The organism is Bacillus sp. OV166, from assembly GCF_900177675.1.
GTDB lineage: Bacteria > Bacillota > Bacilli > Bacillales > Cytobacillaceae > Neobacillus.
On record NZ_FXWM01000001.1, the window covers coordinates 6,093,160 to 6,119,564 of the forward strand.

General features: G+C 38.1%; 21 protein-coding genes and 2 pseudogenes. 8 read left to right on the forward strand and 15 right to left on the reverse strand.

The window, feature by feature from the left end; all coding sequences use genetic code 11:
- Positions 1 to 633: 633 nt before the first annotated feature.
- Together CCK98_RS29860 and CCK98_RS29865 are read right to left on the reverse strand one after the other, a co-directional pair.
- Positions 634 to 813 (reverse strand): annotated as a pseudogene (locus tag CCK98_RS29860) (FMN-dependent NADH-azoreductase); the annotation flags it as partial.
- Between the two features lie 51 nt (positions 814 to 864).
- Positions 865 to 1,305, reverse strand: coding sequence for a MarR family winged helix-turn-helix transcriptional regulator (locus tag CCK98_RS29865; protein ID WP_088090596.1), 441 nt, complete (start codon positions 1,303 to 1,305; stop codon positions 865 to 867).
- Positions 1,306 to 1,484: 179 nt separating this feature from the next.
- On the opposite strand from CCK98_RS29865, the gene CCK98_RS29870 reads away from it, so the two are divergent.
- A complete protein-coding gene (locus CCK98_RS29870; protein WP_088089919.1) occupies positions 1,485 to 1,907 on the forward strand; it encodes an organic hydroperoxide resistance protein in 423 nt (140 codons plus the stop codon).
- 1,039 nt (positions 1,908 to 2,946) lie between these two features.
- Positions 2,947 to 3,573, forward strand: a complete 627-nt coding sequence (locus CCK98_RS29875; protein WP_088090597.1) for a hypothetical protein — start codon at positions 2,947 to 2,949, stop codon at positions 3,571 to 3,573.
- A 285-nt stretch (positions 3,574 to 3,858) separates the two neighbouring features.
- Here the strand turns inward: CCK98_RS29875 and CCK98_RS29880 are convergent, their stop codons facing one another.
- From CCK98_RS29880 to nagZ, 6 genes are all read right to left on the reverse strand, one after another.
- On the reverse strand, positions 3,859 to 5,085 hold the full coding sequence (locus CCK98_RS29880; RefSeq protein WP_088089920.1) for an anaerobic sulfatase maturase: 1,227 nt from the start codon (positions 5,083 to 5,085) through the stop codon (positions 3,859 to 3,861).
- Positions 5,086 to 5,102: 17 nt separating this feature from the next.
- On the reverse strand, positions 5,103 to 7,316 hold the full coding sequence (locus CCK98_RS29885) for an arylsulfatase (RefSeq protein ID WP_088090598.1): 2,214 nt from the start codon (positions 7,314 to 7,316) through the stop codon (positions 5,103 to 5,105).
- 574 nt (positions 7,317 to 7,890) lie between these two features.
- Entirely contained in the window at positions 7,891 to 8,061 is a 171-nt protein-coding gene (locus tag CCK98_RS35740) for a hypothetical protein (protein WP_179195966.1), read from the reverse strand.
- Positions 8,048 to 8,284, reverse strand: a complete 237-nt coding sequence (locus CCK98_RS29890) for a hypothetical protein (protein WP_142292208.1) — start codon at positions 8,282 to 8,284, stop codon at positions 8,048 to 8,050. Before CCK98_RS29890 ends, CCK98_RS35740 begins: the two co-directional genes overlap by 14 nt.
- A 349-nt stretch (positions 8,285 to 8,633) precedes the next feature.
- Positions 8,634 to 9,266: an FMN-dependent NADH-azoreductase gene (locus CCK98_RS29895; protein ID WP_088089922.1), complete on the reverse strand. Its 633-nt coding sequence runs from the start codon at positions 9,264 to 9,266 to the stop codon at positions 8,634 to 8,636.
- A gap of 310 nt (positions 9,267 to 9,576) precedes the next feature.
- Positions 9,577 to 11,322 carry a beta-N-acetylhexosaminidase gene (gene nagZ, locus CCK98_RS29900; RefSeq protein ID WP_088089923.1) on the reverse strand — a complete coding sequence of 582 codons (1,746 nt, stop codon included), beginning with the start codon at positions 11,320 to 11,322 and terminating at the stop codon, positions 9,577 to 9,579.
- Between the two features lie 323 nt (positions 11,323 to 11,645).
- Here nagZ and CCK98_RS29905 point away from each other — a divergent pair.
- A pseudogene (locus CCK98_RS29905) lies at positions 11,646 to 11,729 on the forward strand (hypothetical protein); the annotation flags it as partial.
- 118 nt (positions 11,730 to 11,847) lie between these two features.
- On the opposite strand, the gene CCK98_RS29910 reads toward CCK98_RS29905, so the two are convergent.
- The 3 genes from CCK98_RS29910 to CCK98_RS29920 are packed head-to-tail and all read right to left on the reverse strand — an operon-like array spanning position 11,848 to position 15,523.
- A complete protein-coding gene (locus CCK98_RS29910) occupies positions 11,848 to 12,954 on the reverse strand; it encodes a Ger(x)C family spore germination protein (RefSeq protein ID WP_088089924.1) in 1,107 nt (368 codons plus the stop codon).
- The gene (locus CCK98_RS29915; protein ID WP_142292209.1) at positions 12,951 to 14,036 is read right to left on the reverse strand and encodes a GerAB/ArcD/ProY family transporter; all 1,086 of its coding nucleotides are present in this window, start codon (positions 14,034 to 14,036) and stop codon (positions 12,951 to 12,953) included. The genes CCK98_RS29910 and CCK98_RS29915 overlap by 4 nt, the downstream gene beginning before the upstream one ends.
- A complete protein-coding gene (locus tag CCK98_RS29920; protein ID WP_088089926.1) occupies positions 14,033 to 15,523 on the reverse strand; it encodes a spore germination protein in 1,491 nt (496 codons plus the stop codon). Before CCK98_RS29920 ends, CCK98_RS29915 begins: the two co-directional genes overlap by 4 nt.
- 253 nt (positions 15,524 to 15,776) lie before the next feature.
- Here CCK98_RS29920 and tatA point away from each other — a divergent pair, with 253 nt between their 5' ends.
- Positions 15,777 to 15,974, forward strand: coding sequence for a twin-arginine translocase TatA/TatE family subunit (gene tatA / locus CCK98_RS29925; protein WP_088089927.1), 198 nt, complete (start codon positions 15,777 to 15,779; stop codon positions 15,972 to 15,974).
- A gap of 67 nt (positions 15,975 to 16,041) precedes the next feature.
- Positions 16,042 to 16,764: a twin-arginine translocase subunit TatC gene (gene tatC / locus CCK98_RS29930; protein WP_088089928.1), complete on the forward strand. Its 723-nt coding sequence runs from the start codon at positions 16,042 to 16,044 to the stop codon at positions 16,762 to 16,764.
- A 139-nt stretch (positions 16,765 to 16,903) separates the two neighbouring features.
- On the opposite strand, the gene CCK98_RS29935 is transcribed toward tatC, so the two are convergent.
- Positions 16,904 to 18,346 carry an alkaline phosphatase PhoX gene (locus CCK98_RS29935; RefSeq protein ID WP_088089929.1) on the reverse strand — a complete coding sequence of 481 codons (1,443 nt, stop codon included), beginning with the start codon at positions 18,344 to 18,346 and terminating at the stop codon, positions 16,904 to 16,906.
- Between the two features lie 320 nt (positions 18,347 to 18,666).
- On the opposite strand from CCK98_RS29935, the gene CCK98_RS29940 reads away from it, so the two are divergent.
- Both CCK98_RS29940 and CCK98_RS29945 read left to right on the forward strand, forming a co-directional pair.
- Positions 18,667 to 19,437 (forward strand): IclR family transcriptional regulator, encoded by a 771-nt coding sequence (locus tag CCK98_RS29940; RefSeq protein ID WP_088089930.1) that lies wholly within the window; start codon positions 18,667 to 18,669, stop codon positions 19,435 to 19,437.
- A 426-nt stretch (positions 19,438 to 19,863) separates the two neighbouring features.
- Entirely contained in the window at positions 19,864 to 21,213 is a 1,350-nt protein-coding gene (locus tag CCK98_RS29945; RefSeq protein ID WP_088089931.1) for an MFS transporter, read from the forward strand.
- A gap of 447 nt (positions 21,214 to 21,660) precedes the next feature.
- Here CCK98_RS29945 and CCK98_RS35745 read toward each other — a convergent pair whose 3' ends face one another.
- The 3 genes from CCK98_RS35745 to CCK98_RS29955 all read right to left on the reverse strand — a co-directional run bounded on the left by CCK98_RS35745 (position 21,661) and on the right by CCK98_RS29955 (position 25,186).
- A complete protein-coding gene (locus tag CCK98_RS35745) occupies positions 21,661 to 21,819 on the reverse strand; it encodes a hypothetical protein (RefSeq protein ID WP_179195967.1) in 159 nt (52 codons plus the stop codon).
- Between the two features lie 525 nt (positions 21,820 to 22,344).
- Positions 22,345 to 23,985: a bifunctional UDP-sugar hydrolase/5'-nucleotidase gene (locus tag CCK98_RS29950; RefSeq protein WP_088089932.1), complete on the reverse strand. Its 1,641-nt coding sequence runs from the start codon at positions 23,983 to 23,985 to the stop codon at positions 22,345 to 22,347.
- Between the two features lie 112 nt (positions 23,986 to 24,097).
- Positions 24,098 to 25,186, reverse strand: coding sequence for a HupE/UreJ family protein (locus tag CCK98_RS29955; RefSeq protein WP_088089933.1), 1,089 nt, complete (start codon positions 25,184 to 25,186; stop codon positions 24,098 to 24,100).
- A 457-nt stretch (positions 25,187 to 25,643) separates the two neighbouring features.
- Here CCK98_RS29955 and CCK98_RS29960 point away from each other — a divergent pair, with 457 nt between their 5' ends.
- Positions 25,644 to 26,387: a DUF4253 domain-containing protein gene (locus CCK98_RS29960; RefSeq protein ID WP_179195968.1), complete on the forward strand. Its 744-nt coding sequence runs from the start codon at positions 25,644 to 25,646 to the stop codon at positions 26,385 to 26,387.
- Positions 26,388 to 26,405 lie beyond the last annotated feature (18 nt).

Genomic DNA, 26,405 nt, shown 5'->3' on the forward strand with positions numbered 1-26,405 from the left:
GCTTTGAATTATCTTAACATAGAGGTTGGGACTTTCATTGAAAGAATGGGTAACTTTTATGTTAAAAATCTATTAAGATTCTTACATGGTAGATAATAATGTTACAACCTTTACAGTAAGCCTCAAAAAGCTTAATAAACATGACGTACGTATAACGAATATAATTTAATGGAGTAAAACATCGAAAGAAGTCTAAAAAGACGATGAAAAATTACCAAGACCACAACTATATGAGGGACAAATCGAAGAAATGGAACGATAGTAAAAAATTCCAATCGAATGATGAATTTATGTAAAAATACTGCAAATTAGGTAATCTTTAAAGGAACTTTAAGCATGACAAAAAGGCTTCACAGGGAGCGAAACCTTTTTGTTACCAGAGTTCATGGTAATCTATTGTCTTGATGGAAATTAGATATTCTAACCTACTTTTCTTTCTTCTATGGCATGTTGCCAACTTGGGTAGTAATACAAAGCACTCCGCATTAAATCAGGATAAAGTTGTTTTACCTCTTTTTTTCGTAGAGAATTACCTTGGTTCTGTAACTTCTGGATCTGAGTAATGTAAAATGCCCTGGGAGTGGTATAATTGCCAGGGCATTTTGCTACACTAATCTAATCTATTTCTCAGACTTAGGCAGTCACAGCGGAAAAACTCTTAGCTACCTCTGCCACTTTTGCTAAACCTTCAGCAATAATCGTTTCAGCTTGATCTGGCATCGCGTTATGACCTTCGATAATTACTTCATCAACGATTTCCATACCGAATACGCCGCCAAATACATTTTTTATATACGTTGCTGCCGTTTTTAATTTGACCACTGTCAATTTCATATCTTCCTCAATCATGCAAAACTACTACTTTCAACTGTTAATCTGTTGTATTCTGGTTAAAATGGTTGATAGCGTTTGGTTTAAATGATTTAATTCCACCAAGTCCAAAGACAGATTTTCTAGCAATTGAGACGGAATACATTGAGCTTTGTCCTTCAAGTCTTCGCCTTTTTTAGTCAATGAAATGATAACTGTTCTTTCATCCTGTAATGATCTCCGGCGTTCAATGAGACCATTCCCTTCCATTCGTTTCAGCATAGGAGATAATGTTCCCGAATCTAAAAATAACTTTTGCCCAAGCTCTTTAACAGTCACCGATTTTTCCTCCCATAGTACTAACATTACTAAGTATTGAGGATATGTGACATCCAACTCTTCTAATAAACTTCTGTATAATTTAGTGATTTCACGTTCTGCTGAATAAATCTTAAAACAAATTTGGTTCTCTAGCTTTAATTTATTGTTGTCCATTTTTTTGTCCTTTCTTCTATCATCAGTACCATTATAATACATCAAACAGTTATTTAAACCACAAATTAATTTTACACAATTTAATTGTTGACTGCATATTATTTTATTGCTAATATAGTTTTATAAATTAAATTGTGCGCAACTTAATTTTATAAAACTATATTTTGGAGTGATTTTTTATGGAAACATTGTACACTGCAAGTGCTACAGCAGAGGGTGGTAGAGCTGGGAAAGTAACAAGTAGTGATGGAACCTTAAATTTAGCACTATCAATGCCGAAATCACTAGGCGGTCAAGGAAAAGAAAATGCAACAAATCCTGAACAATTATTCGCTGCTGGCTATGCAGCTTGCTTCGATAGTGCGTTAAATTTGGTCGCAAGACAAGAGAGAAAACGAATCGACTCTAAAGTTACTGCGGAAGTTTCACTTGGAAAAGATCATGATGGCGAATTCAAATTAGCTGCGGTCATAAACGTGTCAATAAAAGGGGTATCATTCGCAGAGGCTGAGGAATTAGTAAAGAAAGCTCATGGTGTTTGTCCTTACTCTAAAGCAACAAAAGGGAATATCGATGTAAAATTAATGATGAGTGTAATTTAAATTTTTCCTTCAAGTAACGTCCTAAAGTGGATTTATTATCAAATAAAAAGAGGCTAACTCTCCTAAAAACAAGGAGTAAGCCTCTTTCGTTTGTTCACTTTACCCATCTGCTTTCTAAAAGCCCGGCAAAACTGAATTTTCCTATATAATTTGTTCGACTTCTAGGTATTCGCCATTTGTATCCTCCGCTTTTTTAATAAATATTACTTGGAACACTTTCCCTGCTTTCGCCTCAAAATCTACTCCAAAAGTTAATATTCAAATAAACCACTCTTTCTAGAAACATACGGCTTAATTGCAGATGGAAAAATAAATAAGAAGGGATTTCCTCAGAACTTCTTTCATTTATCTATGCTATTAAAAATGCAGGATACCAATTTAGCAGATGTTCCATTATTTATACAGAAATTTATATTTGGCAATGCATCTCACATTGGGAAATTGTTAGGTATGGACAAATCACTTAAAAATATATATGTAGATGCAAAATAGAAAATGAAGGTCGGGTTGTGGAAAATGACGGTATCCAGAGGCAGGGCTTACACAGAATTTTGAACATGTTGGGTCGAAATTCGTTAATAAAATCTACTATTATCCAAACTGTCAACGCCCTGCAACGCTATGGTGAACCCTTCTATCCAACCCAGCCAGGCCATAAGCCACCTCAATACGATAAAAAACCTAATTTACTTATGATAAGGTTCACCGAACAAAATAAAATAACATGGTTAATTTTGAACACAAAGTATTCATATCTATATAGCATTTTCCCACAATCTTGTTGTGGGTTATATTTTACCTCAACATTGCCTTCATTCAAAAAGCTTATTTTGGATAGCTAATGATAATTACTTATTTCCTGCTTCAGTAAAATTATTCAAATGAAAAAAATATTTATATTCTTTCTATTAAGCCCCTATATTATGGAATCTAGGTGTTAAGTCCAAGCTCACTTATTCCTTTTCCATATAGTAATAAAAAAGGAGGTGAGAAAGTGAGAAAAAAAAAGGATAGCTCTTCACGCAAGGATGAAGAGAAAGTGAGTAATAATGAGCAAAGCTCTTTACGTAAAGATATAGCAAAAATAGAATCGGCACACCAAGAGTGTATTGACCGTGCTTATCGTATTCCCATATTTTTAAGTACGACAACTCATTTAAATGACAACCAACAACGGTTTCTAAACCGTCTAATTTTAGAGATTGAGAATGCTTTGCTTTTTCCGCGTACATTGCCTTTAAGCGAAAGTTATCCCGAATCCATTTTAACTGATATTCGTCGGTTAGTTTCATCAAGCTATGGAATGTTGGCTGTAAACCTTCGTCGTTTTAAAATTCAAACAGTTGACGTCAATGCAGGACCCCTTCCACCATCCACTCCAATCTGGGTAGGATCAGTTTATTCACAAGTTGAACCTTCTATGGCTTTTCAATTTGGTCTACCCTTATTATTAGTAAGGGAAGAAGATACTGACGCAAATAATGGAATTTGGGCAGGCGGAATTGCCCCACTTAACCTCTTTATAGTTTGGCATTCTGAAACTCAAACTGTTGATCAATTCTTTAGCACTGCTGAATGGAGATCAGCCTTTGAAAATTGGAGTGCACAAGTAAGAAATGCTTTTTATATTCAGACAGAGCCTAAGTTCAAGTACAGATGTGAATGATAAACTGGTATTTTAGCATCAAGTCGAAATTATACAAAGCTTTGTTCACCTTATATATTTTCGACTTATTTACATAAAATCAAATATTTCCATTTGGTTACCAAAAACAAAAAGATTTACTTCATTAAAAAACAGCCTTTAATGAAAGCTATTCACCAGTTGAAAGAAGTGTCAAGAACAGTGAATAGTTCTTTAAAACTTTCACTAAAAGTAAATCTGTGCTTACTTATGATAAGGTTCACCCTGACTAATCAAAATGAGGTATAAAAACCCTTTTTTAGATTTTTATAAACCACCTTGGTTCATAAGTATTTCTTTAATATAGGAAGCAGGCAATCGATCTTGTAGCAGTTGCTTCATTATTTTCATGTACGGAGTAATATGTGTAAAATATTTTTTATAGGATGCGCATAAATAATTTAATCCTGGTTCATTTTGATCTGAAAGGAGAAATCTATGTTTAGGACATTCCCCCTGACAAGCAAATCGAACTTGGCAGCTTCTACACACGGAGGGAAGTGTGTCCCTTTTCTTTCGGCCAAAGGCAAGCTGCGCTGGATGATTTATACTATTTAATAAGCCGTCAGTAATATTTCCTAATCGATATTCAGGATACACGTAATGATCACAGGAAAACAGTTCCCCATTGTGTTCCATCGCTACTGCTCGGCCACACTCTTCTGCAAAAATACAAATTGGTGACGGAATCCCGATCCAAGAAGCTAACGCCCATTCAAAATTCATGACAAAAACGGAACCTGCGTCCTTCAGAACCCACTCATTAAATATTTGAATGAGGAAGTCTCCATACATTTCAGGTTCTACCGTCCAAGGAGTGACTGTTTGTTGTGCTTCTTCTACTAAAAAAGAAGGCGGGGTCGCATGGCTTAGAGACAGCTCTGCCGCTCCTTCATTCACTTCCCTTTCTACAATAGGGATAAACTGTATATATTTAATTTCTTGCTGCTTAAAAAAATGATATACTTCCAGAGCTTTATAAGCGGAATGTCTCGTGACGCAGGCTAGGACGTTAAACTCGACGTGATGTTTCTTTAACAGAGATATGCCCTTCATGACCAATTCAAACGTAGGTTTTCCCCCACGGTCAATCCGGTACTTATCATGAATAGGCTCGGGTCCATCCAAGCTTATACCTACCAGAAAACGTTCGGTCGAAAAGAATTCACACCAGTGATCATTTAATAATGTTCCATTTGTTTGAATCGTATTAGTGATTCGCTTCCCGTTAGCATACTTTTTTTGCAGCGCAACGGCTTTTAGAAAGAAATCTAAGCCAATTAATGTTGGCTCCCCTCCTTGCCAGGCAAAGATAATTTCCCGTGTATCCTGTGAGTCAATATATTGTTTAATATACGACTCTAGAACATCATCAGGCATTCGGAATGAATGATTTTTCGGATAATACACTTCCTTTTCTGTGTAAAAACAGTATTTGCAATCAAGGTTACAGATTGGACCTGTCGGCTTAGCAAGAATGTGAAAACTCCCCAATTGTCTACCTCCTTTCTCTAAAGATAAGAAATCGAACCATTTATATTAATGGAGATTGGATCTCTTTTTTTCTTTTTAAAAAACATCGGGTCATTATACAGTTCAATAACCGCTTTCTGTATTTGCCCGGTAAACGGAAATTCCGGAACTGGATAGTTAGCGCTCACAGAAGTTAATCGATCCCGGCCTATATCCATTCCCTCAATAGAAATAAGAAATGGTAATGTACGAGGCATGTAACGTGTGCCAACTTGCAGTCCATTGATAGAAAGCTTACCCGTTCCACTCGTTTCTTGACCTCGTTTAAAATCAAATCTTACAGTCGAAGACCCAGTAGGTACTTGTACGGACGATTGAATCTTATAGACGGAGCCAACATAATTATATTCATAGAATAGGTAGTTATCTTTTATATATAAAGTATAGCCGCTTGAATGATTTCCATGAGCAAGTAACACTCCTTCTTCTGAAGGATTGGAACGAAAGATGGGAATGGTGATGGAATAAGAAGAAAGGGTTAGTTGTGGAGCAGCAGTTGATGGCAAATGAGCCATTCCAGGATAGAATGTGAACGTTGTTCTTCCCTCCTGCAAGCCGTAATAACCTTTTATAAACGGATTGTCATTTAAAGGAAGAACACCGTACTTCTTAGCTTCTTCCCACCAAATTGCTTGAAGCTCCTTTAATTTATCTGGATACTTATTTGCTAAATTATACTTTTGGGAAAAATCCTGGTTTACATGGTATAACTCCCATTGATCCTCCTGGAAAGGGACACCTCTTTCATGATAGGTAACAGCCACCCATCCATCCTGCCAAATAGAACGGTGTCCGAGCATTTCAAAGTACTGAGTTTTTCTCTTTGATGGGGCAAGCGGTTCTGTAAATGTATCCAACATACTCACACCATGGAGCGGCATTTGTGGAACACCTTCGTATAGTTTAGGTGCTTCAATGTTTAGGAGTTCTAGTATAGTAGGAGTAATATCAATCGCATGATAAAATTGTGAACGAATGGAACCAGGATCTAAAATACTTTGAGGGCATTGGATGATCAGGGGAACGTGAGTCCCTCCATAAAACGTATTCTGCTTATAATATTTAAAAGGTGTATTACTAACCTGCGCCCAACCTTTAGGATAATTGGGGGTTGTGAACGGACCTCCTATTTCATTTACTTGAGTAAACATCTGATCTACACTTTCCTCAATCCCATTGAAGTAGGCAGAATCGTTAATAGAACCGTTCCAGCCTCCTTCCTGGCTTCCTCCATTATCAGAAAGTAACACAATAATGGTATCACCCATCTTGTTTTTTGAATTTAAGAAATCGAGTAATCTCCCTATTTGCTGATCTGTGTGAGTAAGAAATCCAGCATACGTCTGTTGGAATTTGGTAAACAATAATTTTTCTTTCTTTGTCAGTTCGTCCCATGGCTTAATTCCTGGATTACGTTCTACGAGTTCGGTGTACGGCGGGATGATTCCCATTTGCTTTTGCACGTTGAATCTCTCTTCCCTGATTTGATCCCAGCCTTTATCGTATACCCCTTCATACTTTTCGATCAATTCCTTTGGTACCTGATGGGGCTCATGCGTGGCCCCGAAGGCTAAGTAAAGAAAGAAGGGACGGTCAGGTGTAACAGAGAGATGATCCGTCAAAAATTCGAGCGACTTATCAACCAGGTCCTCTGATAAATGGTAATTAGATTTATCAGGTTTGCCTACACGATGATTATCAAAAACTAAATCTGGCGCATACTGATCCGTATTCGCTAATAAAAAGCCATAATACCGCTCAAAGCCTTTAGAGAGCGGCCAGTTTTCAAATGGCCCGCTCGATGCAGCTTCATGACCTGGAACCAGATGCCACTTTCCAACCATATAAGTAGCCATCCCATTCCACTTTAAAATTTCAGCCAGGGTGGCAGCCGAGTTTGAAATTCTTCCTCGTTTATTAGGATATTGAGGCCCCCAATCTATATCCGCTATGATTCCCACTCCCACCGAGTGGCAGTTACGGCCTGTTAGTAGACAAGCGCGGGTAGGTGAACACAAAGGGGTTACATTAAAGTTATTGTACCTAAGACCGTTTTCTGCTAATGAATTAATATTAGGTGTTTCGATCTCAGAACCATAACAGCCTAATGCTGAATAACCCACGTCATCCAGAACGATATAGATGACATTAAGATCAGATTTCTTATCGGAGCTCTCGGGCAATCTCCTCATCTCCTTCATACTGCAACATTCAAGGACTACCAAAAAAATCGACAAGTATATATTAATTACTATATTAAAGGGACAATTTTTATATGAAAAAACACTTATAAAAAGAAGCCTTTTCCGGCTTCTTAAAAAAACCTCATTTACTTATGATACGGTTCACCTCAATTAATCCGAAAAATCCCCCCTAGACCATTAGATTCCCAAAATAATTTCCAGTTGATACCCAGCGAATGTCATACGTTTCGTAGAATATGTAGTAAGTGACCGCAATCTTTTCGTATGTCCAAAAATTATGTAGTAAGTGACCAAAATTATGTAGTAAGTTCCCCTAATTATGTAGTAAGTCCCAATAATTACCCTATCCGAATTCTTTCCTCTATGACGGGCACAACAATATCCCCAACAAGGATGGTGCCCCTCCTATACAACCAATCAAATTTTAGCTGAAAGTTTTTTACAGCCATACAACCAATCAATCATTTTGAACTCCTTGGCTTCTTTCTTCTCTAAAAGTGTGATACGGAGCAAACTGGAGACATGATTTTAATTGAAGTAATTCCCTCTTCTTTGGCTTGTTTTAATCACTAATAATAAACTCTCGAATTCTATCCGTTAATCCTGGATTTTTAATAAATTTTTGCATAACTAATCCTCCATTATTGTATTGCCTACCTCTAATGTTAGAAAATGGAGCAGCAAATTCCTTAATTTTTACTAGTTCAATATTACTTTCATCAACAGTATCCATCAAAAAACCAACCTGCCAAAAATACATATTGATTAGCTTCATTGGCGTATAGTAAGTCCCATTTATCGAATTCATCTCGATAAAGATTGTAAAAGCCGACTAATTCTAGTAATGACGCTTCATTAAATTGCCGGTTAATCCCATGCAGCTTTAAGGCATCTTTACTAACTTTTTTTGAAAACAATTTGCCAAATTTCTTGGCACTATCCTTATTTTTTTGCACCTTAACTGCAAAAAGGCTCTTTCCGATAAAATGGAAAGAGCTTTTTAATTTTATGTACACATGGAATCAAAAAAATAACACGCCTTTACAGCGTGTTCGTTCATGTTAATCTATTGTCTTGATGGAATTAGATATTCTAACCTACTTTATTTTCTTCTATGGCATGTTGCCAACTTGGGTAGTAATACAAAGCACTTCGCATTAAATCAGGATAAAGTTGTTTTACCTCTTTTTTACGTAGAGAATTACCTTGGTTCTGTAACTTCTGGATCTGAGTTATGTAAAATGCCCTGGGAGTGGTATACTCGCCAGGGCATTTTGCTACAATAATCTAATCTATTTCTCAGACTTAGGCAGTCACAGCGGAAAAACTCTTAGCTACCTCTGCCACTTTTGCTAAACCTTCAGCAATAATCGTTTCAGCTTGATCTGGCATCGCATTATGACCTTCGATAACCACTTCATCAACGATCTCCATACCAAATACTCCTCCAAAAACATTTTTCACATAAGTTGCAGCCATTTCCATTGGTGCAGCTTCAGGCGTTGAGTAAATGCCTCCGCGAGCACTTAGGATAACGGCTTTTTTGTCAGTCATTAAGCTGATTAATTGTCCAGTTTCACTGTATTTAAATGCGAAACCAGCTGCGTATACATAGTCGATAAACGTTTGTAATTTAGCAGGGATCGTTAAATTCCAAAGCGGGAAGGCAAATACCACTACGTCTGCGGCAGTTAAGGCATCCATTGCTTTTTGTTTAGCAGCTAAAATACGTTGTTCGACATCTGTCATCTCTTCGCCTGATTGTAATTTACCGAACGCGTTGAATAAATCTTGACCAAAGTAAGGCATCTCTTCTGCAAAAACATCGTAAGTTGTTACATTTACGCCCTCTAAGTTCTCCATGAAAGTTTCGTACATTTTACTAGAAACAGCTTCAGAAGCTGGACGGTTGTTTGCTTTCACTACTAATATATTCATCTATTTAAACTCTCCTTAAAAATCGTATTTTATTTTTATCTCGAATTCATAATATATTAAATACGAGTTTTTGGCAAACGAAAGGTGCTGACAAGGGAGGAAAATTTCGCCATGCCCTTTATTAGAGCCATTTTTTGCTTTTATAAAAAAACTAACTGATTTGTGGGTTGATTCATTAATCGTTACCACTGACTCCTTTTTCCTGTGGTCATTGGCACGATATAAAGCGGTTATAGCTAAAAGGACCAGATAAACTGGTCCATGCTCTAATAAGGAATGTTTTAGTTACCTGGTTGAGATATACTAACAATTATTTTGAATACTCATCCAGGAGTTTATTTATCGATTGGTTTAATTCCTCTATATTCACATTTTTCACTTTCGCATTATTTATTCCATATTTCTTTTTTAACTTCAAAATTCTAGTGACACTAACATTGATTCTTTGTTCAGAAATTTCCCCTTTTTGGACAGCGGTCTTTAAAGAAGAAATGGTTTCCACTATTTTGTTATAATCATGTCCCACTAAAATAATATCGCTGCCAGCCTTGACTGATTCAACGGAAGCCTTGCCAATCGAATAATGGTCAATAATCGCCTCCATGGTCATGTCATCCGTTATGACAACACCGCTATAGTCCAGCTGTTCTCTCAAGATCCCTGTTATAATATTTTTGGACATGGAAGATGGAAAAGCAGCATCCAGTTTGGGCAGTAAGATATGGGCAACCATCACCACATCAGCCCCGCTATTGATTGCCTGCTCAAACGGGATTAATTCGAATTCTTTTAGTTGCGCAAGGCTTTTATTGACAATTGGCAGCTCCAGATGGGAATCAACAGACGTATCTCCATGACCCGGAAAATGCTTAATGGTTGGGATAATTTTTTGCGACTGTATACCTTTAAAGGTTTGAATACCAAGCTTACTAACAACTTCCGGATTATTCCCGAATGATCGATCCCCGATAACCGGGTTTTTGGGATTACTGTTGATGTCAAGAACAGGAGCAAAATCAAGATTGAAACCAAATCCTTTTAACTCCTTCCCTAAAATCGTCCCGACATTATAGGAAAACTGAGAATTATTAATGGAACCAATTTCTTTATTTGTTGGAAAATTAACCAAACCGCCGGGAAGCCTGGTTACACGGCCGCCTTCTTGATCCACTCCTAATAGAAGCGGCAAATTCGGATCACTTTCAGATTTCATTTGATTCACAAACTGAACTGCTTGCGTTGGGTTTACTAAATTGTTCTGGTAAAAAATAATACCGCCAACCTTGTATTTCGTTAGTAAATTTTTTGTATTTGTATCCATGGTTGTGCCGGAAATACCTGCGATGATCATTTGCCCAATTTTCTCATCTAAACTCATACCTGATATCATGTCCGATATGCTCTTTTGTTGGTTGGGTTGACTCGCTTGATTTTTTACTTGTGTATAGACTGAAATATGGTCCACTTTTGGATTCGGCTCCTGATCGGTTGGTTTTGGTAAGATCCACTTTAACTCTGTTAAAGGGGTAACCTGATATACAAGAATAACTTGGTCATGAGTATCATCTTTGTAGGACCTAATCTCATCTGGTTTTCCGCACGTCAGTTTGATTTCACTTTGCGGGATTTTTTGTAATTCAGGATCATATGACCTGATATCCGAGACAACTTCACCCAGATAGCCTATGACGACATTTCGATCCTCATATTCTTCGTATCTTCCACTTGCCGTTTCCGTTGTTTGGTTCGGTTTTCCCCATTCATTATGTACTGCCTTAATATTTGTCTTACCTGAAATGAAAGGGATGTTGACCACCTTTCCTTCTTTTGAAAGTGAAAAGATTTCCCTACTATAGGCATGTAGTTGCTTATTTTTGTCTTCAACTGATTCTGTTGGACCATCGGTTGAGGTTTGGGGTGGTTTAGAGTTTACCTTTGTTGACTGTTTCACGCCCCTGTCTTTATCAAAAGCATAAATTCCAACAACTAGAATAATAAGGAAAGAAAGGATTGACAAAATAAGTGGTTTTACGATGGGATTATTACGTTTTGACATATAATGATTCCTTATCCTTTCTTAGGCGAAATTGCCATAATTTTTTGCTAGTGCTTACACCATGTCTTGTTTATCCATTATACCTAAATAGTGTATTAATAACTTAATGACCAAAAATAGTGCTGTAACATACAAATATGATTCATACCTTTGTATAATACAGCTTTTTAATGAATCTAGAAACAATTCTTTTATGAAATAGAATGCCAGGGAATGAAAGAGATTGAATCGTGCTATTTAAAGAAATATAAATAACAGGAACTCTATTTAATAACCATTGCACCGGAAAAACATTATACTGTTAAAAATGTGATACATTATGGGATATATCCATGGATCATCATGTAACTGTTTTGCAACTTAAAGAATGGAACAAATTAACTACCCATCTTATCATCCTGGATTAAATCTATTAAGGATCTCAATTTATGTACAAAAAACTGCAATCCCTTTTTGTACCAAGGGGTTGCAGTTTTTTGTACATTAACTTTATTAAATTATTCGATTGCCCACAAGTGTTAAAGTCTAAAAAACATTCCCCGTTTTTATGATATTTACCTTTACTTTCGGTTCAAATTGAACATTTTTATATTCTTCGTCCCAATGGATTTTATTCCATAATTGAGGGTGAAAGCTTGAAATTTGCCGGCCAATTCCCAACGCATCACAATTGGCCTGTAGTAATGTATTGGTGATTTCCTTCGCTTGTTTGGTCAATTCATCAGACAGGTCTTGATTTATCTTTTTTATATTAAGTGGATTTTTAAAATCTTGAGGATAGCTTATGACTTCAACATTCAGCTTGAGATCAATTTTGCACGTTATGTTATCATCCTTATCGACCTGGACTTCTAGGTTTCGTCTCACTCCTCTAGTTGAAAAAGAAATGGATTGTCTGTTGCTTTTTGGACCTAGAATTAATGCCATTCTGTTCGTCTTACTAAATTGATTCATTAAAGACAGGAGTAAACCGCTTTTCTCTTTTGGTAATGTTGTACCTGTATAGTGATCACCGTTAAATAAGGCCACTCCAGCCACTTGCACTTTATCAGACTCTACTCTTTCAAGATAAGGTAATATCATATCTTTACCCGGATCTAATATATTATTCCAAACCGTAAAGGTCGTTTTTTTCGGTATGACCGTATCCACTTCAGCACCCTGTAGTATTTGAAGGATGACGAAGGCGATGGGGCTTTTTTCTTTTTCCATAGAGAGAATCTCTTTCGCTTTCCCTTTACTGATGACAATTTTGGACGATACATAAGAATCTCTATTCCGATAAAAAAACTCTATGAATTGATGAATCCCTTTTTCCGCTAGTTCTTCACCAATGATTACAACATGCGCTTTACTTGCATCGATCTCACCCGAAATTTTACTGTCCATATCTAAACCTAACCCAACAACTGTTGGTTTTTCAGCTTCTACTAATTCATCATGTAATTCAAATATACCTCCTCCCATACTTTTTATGTTTAATGCTCGAACCGATGCAGCAATTTTCCCTTCTTCCGTTAGGTCGAAACTAATTCCGTTCAAAAGTGTTCGATTCACGAGAAGTCGCTGGTCCCAACAGCCAGTCAATAGGATGGGGACTATAATTAAAATCATAAGCGATTTTTTTCTCATGTGGACTCACTCATTTCATGCTTTTTCAATAGGAACGAAAGGATTAATAACAAAGTGGGGATAAAAAATACGACCACATAACTTAAATACGAAACATATTTGTTAAATAGAGTAATGAAGGCGTCATCGTTAGGTATCAAGGTAATCAAAAAAAGAATGAATCCATTCAATAACACGAACTTTGAATAATGTTTCTTTTTTGCATTCATACTCCTGCTCGCAAAATATAAATAACTAATGATGGATGTGGTCATTGGGACAATCCATATCGAAAGAAAAATGAGGTCCACGCGATCGACCATTTTATAAGAGATGCCTCTAAGTAAAATTAAAATTGGTTCTCTCATTTGAGCCAACTGTTCTGTACTAAAAGTGATGAGAGTGATAAAGATAAAGTAGGTGTAAAAAAGAGTGAGAAAGAGATTGGCCATGGATATCGTCTTTAATACTCCTTTTTTATTTTCAATAATGAAGGGGAAGAAAAATAACAGCCCTTCAAATCCCAGCATCGCAAGAAGTGAATCCTTACTTCCCATGAAAATACTCTTGATTCCCGAACTGCCAAAGGGAAGGATGTATTGAATCTCTTTCGGAGTAGGCCAGCTTAAAATAGAAGTAAACCATAATAACAGGAATAAGGAAGAAGCCAAGACAAAGAATCTTGCTATCATTTTTAAATCGCTGATCGCTAAATAAACACAAGCGGTCAGGATCAGTAACGAGATGATCCATCCAGGTGTTAGCGGCAATAACCATGAATTAATAAGTTTAATACATAATATCGTTACTAAACCTCCGACAAGGATGAAATTCATATAAATGATAATGTTAAGCAATTTCCCTAAAAAAACTCCCAGGATCTTTTGAGTAATTTCTGTATAAATGAGCGAAGGAAACCGTCTTAGTAATTTCCAATAGATGACCAGCATAGCTTGAACAGCCACCCCAGCAATCAGTGTAGAGATCCATCCGTCACTATTAGCACTTTTTTGAACATCATGTGGCAATGATAAAAGACCGATACCAATTTGAGTTTGAATTAACATAAAAAATAGCTGAAATTTTGTAATGTTATTCGTCATTTCTTTTTCCACGTCCTTGTTCGCCCTAATTGTTTTGCATAGGCTGGCCTTGCGTCCATCGGACGAGTTGTTAATTTCCAAAAAGGAAGCCTGATGAATGAATCCTTTAAATCTTCTTTCTTAAATGGTGCTAAGGGTGCAAAATATGGCGTTCCAAAAGAATCTAATTTACTTAAGTGCATAAAGATCAACATTAGCACGAATACAATCCCAAAAAATCCAAGCAGTGATGCCGCCAGCATCGTTGGAAATCCTAATAACCTTGCACTCGTCCCCATTTCATTTATCGGTGCGACAAAGGAGGCAATGGCTGTAATTCCGATCACCACGATCATCATATTCGACACAATATGTGCATCTACGACCGCTGTCCCAATGACTAATCCCCCAACAATACCAATAGTTTGAGCGATAGGTGAAGGCAGCCGAATCGAAGCTTCTTTTAATAGTTCCAAAATGATTTGCATCGTTAACGCCTCCACAAAGGGAGGGAATGGAACATACTCTAATGAAGTCCTGATGGAGTATAGAATTCCAATCGGAAGGACCTCTGAATGGAACGAAACGATGGCGATGTAGATAGCAGGCAGGCTAATCGCGATAATAAAACTAAAGAGGCGAGTTATGCGAAAGAACGAACCAATCAGCCATCTGCTATTATAGTCATCAGGTGCTTGATAAAAGGCAAAAAAAGTAATCGGAACGACTAACACACGGGGATTTCCATCCACAATGATGGTAATTTTCCCTTCAGTTAGATAGGACACGGCTCTGTCTGGTCGTTCTGTAGCTAAAATTTGTGGAAAAGGAGAAAAGGGGTGATCTTCAATCAGCTCCTCTACATCACCTGTTAAATAAAGCTGATCCAATTCAATGGAAGTTAATCTCCGCTCCACTTCGTCAATCAGCTCTTTATTCGCAAGTTTATCTAGATATACCATGCCCACTTTCGTATTCGAAAGGTTGCCAATCGTAAAATATTTCACCTTTAACCGTGGGCTTTTAATTCTCTTTCTTAAAAGTTGCAGATTCGAACTAAAACTTTCTACAAATCCATCATGAGCACTTTTAATACTCCGCTCGTTATTTGGTTCTTGAAGAGACCTTCCTTCTATTCCTCCAACTGAAGCCAAATAGGCTTGCGGATTGTTTTCTATCAAAATCATACAGGCCCCATCTAATAATTGTTTCCCTGCTTCTGAAATCATCGAAGTCTGTTTGATTTCTGCGGCATGGACGGTTTTTTCAATTTCACCCGCTTGCATTTCTATAATAGGCTCTATAATAGAAGATTGGAGAAGTTCTTTCTTCACCAACGATTCAAGATAAAGAATGACACACTTCTGGTTATGAAATCGTAGTTCTTTTTTCATTAGATCTTCTGTATGGCAAAAATACTCTTGTAAAGTCATTATATTTTTATCAATATCATCAGAAATTTTTCCAAGTTCATTAGATAAAGATGTATTCTCCTTAAAGAAACTCATTAATGAAAACTCCTTAAAAAAGCTGAATATAAACTATTATTTCCTTAATATTCCCTCATATTCCAAGCATGCCCTTTTGTCAGCCTCCGAACATATTTACAGGCAATTAAAACAATTAATAGTTTATTTACAATTCTTTACACTCACTTAATTAACATAGTGATGGTAGTAACCTATAATCATAGGTGGAGATGAAAGTCCACTACGTACTTTATTCTTGCGTATACAGCCAAATAAGAGGAGGAAATTTTAAATGCTACAAAATATTGGGATTCCTGGTTTGATTCTTATTCTTGTAATCGCCTTAATCATTTTCGGCCCTTCAAAATTACCGGAATTAGGCCGCGCGGTTGGCTCCACATTAAAGGAATTCAAAAAATCAACAAGAGATTTAGTTTCCGATGAAGAGCCGGCAAAAGCACAGCTCAAAAAGGAGGACAAAGCCATTTAATCCGAATCATTTTTTAGGAAGATGTAAGGAGGCTTGCATCTTCTTTTTCATAAGGAGGACCGACCAGATGAAAAACCACGATATGGCCCTGATTGGTCATTTTGAAGAATTACGTAAACGTCTCATTTTCGTTCTAGGAACTTTTATCCTGTTCTTCATTGTATCCTTTATCTATGTACAGGACATTTATCACTGGCTAGTGAAGGACTTAGAAGTGCAGCTGGCCATATTAGGACCGAGCGACATTTTATGGGTCTACATGATCCTATCAAGTGTCGTGGCCATTGCAGGAACCATCCCAATGGCCGCCTATCAAACATGGCTGTTTGTCCGTCCCGCATTGAAAGAAACGGAACGTAAGGCAACGCTGGCTTATATTCCAGCACTATTCCTTCTATTTATTATCGGAATTTGCTTCGGTTATTTTGTCATTTTTCCAACGGTATTTCAATTCCTCCTCTCCATGTCAGAGGAAATGTTTATGACCTTTTTTACTACAGAAAAGTACTTTATGTTTTTAATTCATATGACGCTTCCATTTGGATTTTTATTTGAACTTCCAGTGATTATCATGTTCCTAACAAGTGTCGGGGTGCTGAACCCATATAGATTGCAAAAGATTCGGAAATACGCCTATTTTGTACTAATTTTAATCGCAATCTTCATCACCCCGCCGGATTTTCTATCAGACATATTGGTAATCATCCCCCTGATTTTCCTATATGAATGCAGCGTTCTATTATCCAAGGTCGTGTATCGGCGAAAACTACAAATGAATCTAGCTGCGTAAATGAAAAAGAAGTCTTAGTCCATGTGCTAAGACTTTTTTTTATGAAATAGACCATCAACGAACTAACCAACATAAGTCAAAAAGAAAAGATGTAAACCAACGGGGCCGGTTTACATCTTTGTATAGATTCATATAAAGGTTAAATCTTCAGGCCGTGGCGCTCAAATGCTGCGGCTTCTAGAATCGACATTCCTTGACTCTCGGCAAACTGGGCAACCTTGTTAGAAACCTGTGGTGCAAAATTTTTCGAAGGAACAGCGTAAGACATTTCCCTTGCACGAGCAGAGTTACTGCGGGCAAATGGACCCCAGATGGCAAAGGTTCTGCCTGGGCTTTGAATATTAACAAAAAGCGTGTTTCCGTCAGGCGAGAAGGTAGGCCCTGTCATTTCAGATCCATTGAGACGATTGTGAGCAAAAGGATAGATTTTGCCTTCAGGTGTAATTCCCATAAGTCGATCATCACCTGCTCCATCTTCCACAAACCAAAGGTCGCCCCATGGAGTCATAGCAATGTTATCCGGAGATTCCATTTCTTTTGCATCTGTTGCCTCATAGAAAAGCTCCAAGGTATTGGTGCCTGGAATGTAGCGGTAAATGCGTCCAAGATTTTTTTCGCCGGCAGAGCTGTCATCGAACCAAAACACACCCGCTTGGAAGAACGCTCCCTCTAATTTTTTGAATTCAATACAGCCTTGTGCCTTGGCATCCTCGCGGCATAAATGAGGATCTAGTTCCTTCCAGACAATCTTAAAGGTTTGTCCTGTTTTAAATGTGCTTGCTGAAGGGCCAGCTACCTCTTCAATCGCCGCCGCATAAAGCTTGCCGCCTTTTTGCAGGGCACCCGGCTGTTGGGTGGTATCATTTGGGATAAAACGATAGAAATAACTTGGCGATGCATCCTCAGTCAAGTAAACATATCCTGTCGCCGGATCAATCGCACAGGCTTCATGAGAAAAGCGTCCCATTTCCTTAATTGGAGTTCTGGACATTTCATTCTCAGGCTGCTGCGGGTCCACTTCGAATACATATCCGTGCGTCGCCGAACGTGTTTCTTCACAAGTCAGCCACGTACCCCAAGGTGTCGCTCCTCCTGCACAATTTCGAATGGTACCTGAAGAGGTTACATATTCTTTGATGACGTTTCGATTGGGGCTAACAACTAGTGCTGTTGTCCCCCCTGCAGCTGCGGAATCATAAGGCTTGGTTCCAATCACTGGATTTGCTGCACCTGGACTCAATTCATGATTACGAACAAGAATGGTTGTATTGTTAGGTCCTTCAAAAGCTGCCATTCCATCAAAGGCTCCAGGGATTTTTCCGCCGTTTGTCAGTTGACCGCCCTCTTCGGAAATAATCTTATAATGGAATCCTTTTGGAAGATCTAGAATTCCATTCGGATCCTGAACCAAAGGACCATACCCACCAAAACCGCTGGTTGGATTATTGGTAGTATCCGCAAATGCTTTTGAACCGAGTGTTAACACTCCGGTTGATCCAAGCGTAATTGCAAGTGTGCTCATTCCTCCCGCTTTTAAGAAATCTCGTCGATTCATGCCATCTTTAGATACTTGATTTTCCATAATGTAAATATTCCTCCTCATTAATGCCTTTTCTATCTATTTATAGTTTAACTAGCAATCTTTAAGCATTAATGGAAATTTTGTAAGGATTAAGTAAATAAGATTAAAGAAATGTAAAAATACTCCTAAATAAATCGACTTTATAAATATGTGAAGACCTCCACCTCTTTTTTTAGTCTAAAGTCCCAAAAATTATGTAGTAAGTTCCCCTAATTATGTATTTCTTTACTACGTATCATTGGTCATGAATAACTGTGGGATATGATTCACGGCTATGCTAATATAGGAAATAATAACGAGGGTTTAAAGGAGGGGTCACAATGGAAGTCACCAAAAAAGGAACGACCATTCAATCATTACAAATCGGAATGGGTATCCTAGATATAATGGCCCAACAAGGAAGGCCATTAAAATTTACCGATATTCAGGATCTAACACAGATTACAAAAAGTAATCTTTATAAATACTTAAATACCTTTACACAATTAGGAATCCTTTATCGTGATAAAGCTACCGGATCCTATGTACTGGGAAGTAAGTTAATTGAATACGGAATGGCAGCAGTCGATCACGAAAACGTTATCGATCGGATCACCCCTTACTTACAAGAGCTGAACGAAAAGAGTGCAAGCACTGTCCTTTATTCCAGTTGGACCCATAATGGTCCAATGATCGTTAAAGATATTAACACCAATCGAGGATATAATATTGGAGCTCAGATCGGGACCATACTTCCCATTTATTCCTCAGCCGGGAAAGTATTTATGGCCTTCATGGATGAGCAAACGATTCGTGAGTGGAAAGCGAGGGAATTGCAACAAAGTCCTCCAGAAAAGGTTAGCCAACTGGAAGTAGAACGCAGATTGATTCAGGAGAAAGAAATTGCTTTTGCAAGGGAGCCGCTGGTATCATCCGTGTCCTCCGTTTCGTTCCCAGTCTTTAATTTTAAAAAGAAATTCCTTGGAGCTGTAACGATCGTAGGTTTTTCCGAGTTAATCCCCAGTAATGAAGAAGAAGAACTAAGTCAATTTTTCATCCAAACCAGCAAAGAAATATCCCGTAGTTTCGGATTTTTATCAAATGAGGAATAAGAAAAGCGCAAGCGCCCTGTTCAGCGGCGTATGGCCTGGAGCGCTCCAACTGAGATAAAGGAAACACGAAGAGCCGAGGGCGCATTCGTGCTTGACTTATCGTAGGGCGGAGAGCGAAGGACACTAGCCGCTAGGGCGCTGAAGCTGGACAATTCCCAAAGTTGAAATTTATACTCTCTTATCTTTAAACTCAAAGCGGGATAATCCCCGCTTTTTTTGTGTGTATTTAACCATTATAAAAATGTTAAATTTACAAAAAACTTTAAATATTATAATTTTTATATTGAAAATAAAGCAATCGCCCTTTATAATCTCTAATTAGATAACAGCATTCACTATATCTATAATGAATATGTTGCTTACGAGCTTAATTGTATTACCGTAAGCGCTATCATTAAGTTTGAAATGAAAAAAGGGGGAGAAAATTTGGCAACAATTAATTCGACAGAGATTATTGCTAACAGTAAATTTAACCGTTTTCATCTAGGCTTACTACTATGGAGCTTCTTCATCATATCGTTCGACGGGTATGATCTAGTCGTCTATGGAACCGTCGTCCCAACTTTAATAGAGAAATGGAACCTTTCCCCTGTTGAAGCAGGAGCCATCGGAACCTATGGATTATTTGGGATGATGTTCGGTGCCATCCTATTCGGAACACTCGCAGACCGGATTGGAAGAAAAAACGTAATTGCAATTACCTTAGTGTTGTTTAGTTTCTTTACCTTCTTATGCGGCTTTGCAGAAACACCCACTGTTTTCTCAACCTTTCGCTTTTTAGCAGGATTAGGACTGGGAGGAATCATGCCAAATGTCATCGCATTATTGACAGATTATGCCCCTAAAACCATGAGAAGTATGATCGTTTCCATCGTATTATGCGGCTATTCGATTGGGGGAATCCTTGCTCCGTTATTAGGAATCTTTTTAATGCCAAAGTTCGGCTGGGAATCGATCTTTTGGTTTGCAGGTCTGCCTCTATTACTGGTGCCTTTTATGTATAAGCAACTACCTGAAACAGCAAGCTACCTGATACGGACAGGCAAAAAGGAGAAATTGATCTCTGCACTTACTAAGGTAAGCCCCGGATCAAAATTTAATAAACATGATGAAATCGTAGAAATAAAATTACAAGAAACAAAAGTTCCTATTATTGGATTATTTAAAGAAAAAAGAGCATTAAGTACAGTTATGTTTTGGATCGCCTTTTTCAGCTGTTTATTGATGGTTTACGGTTTAAATACTTGGCTTCCTAAGTTGATGATTGAAGCAGGATATGGACTTAATTCCAGCTTAACCTTCCTCATTACCCTTCAAGGCGGTGCCATTATCGGAACGCTTATCATTGGACGACTTTGTGATAAATACGGCTCCAAAAAAATGCTCATTCCGATGTATGCATCAGGGGCAGTAGCGTTGACATTGCTCGGATTTGGCGGAAGTTCATTTTTGATCTATCTCTTAGTAGCTATTGCAGGTGCTGCGACCATCGGTGCCCAAAATATAGTCCAGGCCTATGTGTCACAATACTATCCTCCAAATATTAGATCGACAGCATTAGGAATGGCATCTGGCATCGGAAGACTTGGTGGAATGCTCGGACCACTTTTAGGCGGATTCCTGTTATCTGTTTCGTTACCGATTCACTTAAATTTCATTGCCTTTGCCATCCCTGGTTTAATCGCAGCAGCGGCCCTAGCTATCATACCTGTTAGACATGCGTTTTCTAACGAAAACGATAACAAAAGTGAGTCGATTACAACCCATGTGAGTTAACATCAGACATGTGAACCGTATCATAAGTAAATGAGGTTTTTCTGAACATTTTTTTTAAAAGAGAGCCATATTATAAGTGAAGTTAAATTAGAAGGTTGAAAACTGAGGATGACTTTACCATATATAAATGAGGTCTTTAAAGCTCTTATCATAAAGGAATGTAGAAAAGGTATTTTTTAATATTGAGTAATTCGAAGGAAAAATCAGTACTACCTGTCTGTCACCAATTTTGAGTCAATTTACGAGTTACTTTTTGATACAAATGAAAGTAATTGTTTATTAAAAAAGGGTAAATCGTTAGAAGATCAATAGACAACTAACGACTTGCCCTTTATTAAGTGTGTTTCGTTAATATTCTAGATTGTGAATGAGGGCTGACTGTTCAGTTAGGCACTGGAGAGTTAGCCTCATTTTCAACCTTCTATTCTTCATTAGTACGCAAATATCTTAAGCTGCTTCCTGCTGGAAACAAGGATCATTGTAGTATACAACTTCAGAAAGAATTTTACAGCCCTTCATGTATTTGAGAGCCTCTCTTGCTGCTTCTTCTGTTTCAAATTCAAACATGGAAATATTTGAATCTAAATAACGAGTGATAATCCACATAAAAATTCCTCCTATTTTTATAAATCATTTCTGTCCTACCAGCAGACGTCTAAAATTTGGCTAAATATACATAAGCTATGTTTAACCTCAAGGATGATTTAGCATGATGAAATCCGCACTCTAGGATTTAAAGAAGTAATTATTCATTTCCTCAAACCAATGATAATGCAATAATGGAAATAAATAAAATGCAATAAAGTTATAGTTACAAATAAAAAATTTTTATATGGTAAAATTTTGAAAGAGAAAAAGTGGATTACCGGGATTGGAAATACTTTTTAGCAAATAAACAAATGGCAAGGATTAAGAACTCTCAAAAAGTTTCTAAAGACTTTGTAAATTCCCTAAAAAAATTAGTCCAGTTTAACCGTCGAGATCACAAATAAAAAACACAGTTCCGAATAAATCTGAACGGTCCAATTGTCATAGAATCATATTTTTGCCGTTTAACATATATCCCTTCCAGGGAATTTCATTTTCTGCTTCCAACCGTTGAAAAAGTAGAACAGGTCTCCTAACACGGGGTTATTTAATTTTCGTGACCCGTCCTTCGATCAAAGAAGTAAATGGCTGCTTCAGCTGCTTCACATAATTTTCAAAGACATCGATGTCAACCGGACCGGCCACTTTGTCTGTCCCTTCAAGGAAAACGGTGAAATCGTCACCGCCATTAGCCAGGTAACTGGTAACCGTAACTGTATATTTGGAATCAGGGTTAATAGGGGTCCCGTCAGCACGGAAGATATCAAGGACTTTTCTTTTCGTACCTTTAGTTCCGCTCCAGGTGTATTTCAGTCCGGAAATTTGCAGCATACGCACGATTCCCTTCGGCTGCCATTGCTGATTCAAGACTTGGCGGATTTGGTCGCCGGTCAAAGTCATTTTAACTAGATTGTTTTTAAACGGTAGAATGGTGAACAGCTCTCCCCAATTGACCTCCCCAGCTTGAATATCAGCCCGGATTCCAGCAGGATTCATAAAAGCGAAGTCAGACTTCATGGCTTTTCGTTGGGAATCGGCAATCAAATTTCCTAAAGCGGATTCACCGTTTTTGTTCCTAATGCCAGTAATGTCATTTGCAGTCGTTCCAACGACTTTACTTACGATGGGATCGACCTTGGCCTCGTACTTTTTCATCATTTGCTTAATTTCCTCGTCCGGTTTGATGGCGTCCTGATAGACGTATACAATCTCAGCTTTTTTGGTCACAATATCTTTAGTTGCCGGATCAAGCTCCAAGTCGACGTCGGAGAAAGCTGTTCCGTAAGAATAAGCTTCAACAAGCAGCTTTCCGTCCACTTTGGCGTTTAGATACGTGTGAGTATGACCGCCAAACATCACGTCTACTTCATCGTCTACCTTTTTGGCGATATCAATGACTTCTCCGGTAGCGGCATCTGTCAGGGCGGACTGACTGCCACCATTGTGTGCAAGAACGACGATAGCTTTAACGCCTTGTTTTTTGAGTTCTGCCACTGCTTTATTAATGGCTTTCACTTCATCTGTGAACTTTACTCCCACTAATACACTCGCATTCGCAATCTTGGGGGTATCGCTCAATACAACTCCAATAAATCCGATCGGTATGCCATTAAACCTTCTAATTTCATAGGGAGGGAGAATCAGTTTACCCGTCTTTTCGTCAATAACGTTGGCACATACATAAGGGAATTGAGCACCTTCAAAGTATCCGGACTTCGGGTTGGTCCCACCGTGGATCAGGCGCATCATTTCTTTCACACCCCGATCGAATTCGTGATTCCCTAACGTTCCCAAATTAAAGCCTATTTTGTTCAACACTTCAATTGTAGGTTCCTCTTGCAAAAGCGAAGATACGGGTGCGCTTCCACCAACCATGTCACCTGCATGGACCAAAAGAGTGTTTTCGTTTTCCCCTTTCCTTTGCTTCAAATAGGCTGCTAGATATTCGACTTTGCCCATATACCTTCCGTTAAATTTACGGGTCCTGTCCAATTGTCCATGCAAATCGTTAAGGCCGAGTAATTGTACTTGAATGAAACGGTTCTTATCATTCTCGGTGTTTTTGGGTATGCCTGGAGATTCAGAATTTCCGTTGGCCAAAACAAAACCCGCAGATATTGTGGTCGTAAGAACAATAGCAGGAATTGCTTTTTTCACTGCGTCCCAATTCAAAGTTGCCCTCACTCAGTTCTCCCCTCCCAATCCTTTAGTGGATTACTACTTTAGGATAAGGAGGAATTGTTAAATTTAGATAACATTCCCATAAATTTTAAGTTAATTTATAAGTTGAAAAATTTCAGGTAAAAACACGCGTCACAAACCAATACAATCCGGCAAGTCCCACCAGGACGGAACCGGTTTGTACTGCTCTTGGCCACCAGCGGAAATTTTCCACTTTTCGAATCAGAGGGTAGATGCAGACCAAGATGAGCAATTGACCCAATTCAACTCCAAGGTTGAAGGTAAGCAGCGCAGTGAGTTCGTGATTTTTAGGCAAACCGATTTCCTGAAGTACTCCGGCAAAACCAAATCCGTGTATCAATCCAAAGGCAAACGTTAACGCCCAGCGATGCTGATAATCCCGTGACCAAAGATTGTCCAGCGCTACGTAAACGATGGTGAGGGCGATCGTCGCTTCTACAATCTGGGAAGGCAGGGACACGATGTCCAAAGCTGCTAGAATGAGTGTGATGCTGTGTGCAATAGTAAAGGAGGTGACGATGGCCGCCACACTTCGAAACTTCATTTTTACCAAAAGAAGGGCCAGCAAAAACAACATATGGTCGTACCCAGTTAATATATGTTCGATTCCAAGCCGTATAAACTGAAAAGCCGTGTCAAAAAATCCCGGGGCTTCACCAAACGTTCCTGTCCACTCCATTTTATCTTTAGAAAATATATATTCGAACGATTTTCCGTCTAACGTTTTAAATGTGGCAACATTCGTATGTTTGTTCTCCGACCGGTCAAAAAACAAATTATATAGAATTGACACTGTCCCGATTTTGGAAGAATCCTTAAAAAATAAATCGATTTGAATCATCGACAGTTGGGGGACGGATTGAAGTTCATGGCTCATTGACAAAACGCGGCCGTTATTTTTTACTGCCAATCCTTTTTCAATGTAGGGACGAAGCACCTCGTCGTAGGCGTTTTTCAATTCATCTTGATCGATTATCTCGTCATGATTGGCATCCACACCCGGGAATTCGGCGATGGATAATGAATCAATCAGGAGGGTAATTTTTACCGTATCTCCTTCCGCCGCGATTTTAGCAAAGCCGTAGCTTCCGGAATGTGCGTACGCTTTATCGGTATTGGAGGATAAAAAGAAAAATCCCAGAAAAATGATAATTGCAATGAGAAGTAAATAGGTTTTTTTCAATGTGAATCCCCCCTAAGATCTAGTAACCCGAGAAACAATTACTTGAGAAGAAAAGAATGATACGGAGAGGAAAAACAAGTTTGCATGGTTCAAAATTGATTCCTTCGACAGGAACGATATTGCTTGCGGCTTCCCCTTTTGCTAACCACGGGATAATTCTTCGGAAATCTATTAAGCAACACGGAAAAAACATATGATACTAGTATTTGATTTATTCATATACCGTTCCAATTTTAAGGAGCTAAATTAACTTGGATAAAAATTTTGGGATAGCCTTGTTACGGGGGGACCTTATCATAAATAGAGCGGTTTTAAAGAAGCAATAATTAGAGATGATACAAATTTCTGTATCACCTTTTTGAGTTGATTAATTTCTAAGAGGAAATAAATATATTTTATTGAATTTATTAATATGACCATCTTTATCCAATAACAAAGCCTGTAGGAGATGAGGAACGTGGGAATATTCGATAAATTCAAGAAAAAAAAAGAAAAGATTGATTATATTGATGAAATAATTACTAAATTGGATTGTGACTGTTCGATTATTGAAGAGGACGATGTTAAAGGAGTTATGACGAGGTATCATCAATCTCTCATAGAGGGAAAAAGAGAAGGATATACACCACTTATCATTATCCCTTCAGAGATGATGTTAGAAATCGTTGATACCAATGCGGATAAAGAATACTTGAACGATGATCGAGAATCAATCATAGCCAAAGCGAAGGATATTGATGTAAAAGAATTATTAAAGAGACTGCTTGATGAGGTCATGCCCATGGAGGAAGACGATGATATCACTGGTGAGTTTTCTTTAGAGGATCAGATGGACCATTTTCTGTCCATTGAAGATGTAATAAATAAGAAAATAATTATCGCAAAGATTCCAACGGATAAACCTTGGGAAGTAGCTGCTTGGGTTCCAATGGGCGGGTTTAATGATTGTCCTATGCCAGAGGAGCAAGTTGCAGTATTCAAATACTGGTACGAAAAATATGGAGCTACTCCCGCTTTAGTGTCCACAGATGTATGGGAATTATTTGTTGAAAACCCTCCTAAGACACAAGAAGAATCAGAATTACTCGCTTGGGAACAATTTGGATATTGTGGTGATATAGTCTGGCAAGGGGTTGGAACAGTAAATTCCCTAGCAGGAACTCTTATCAATTCTTCGGTTTGGTATTTTTGGTGGGACTAAAAAACGTTATAATCGCCC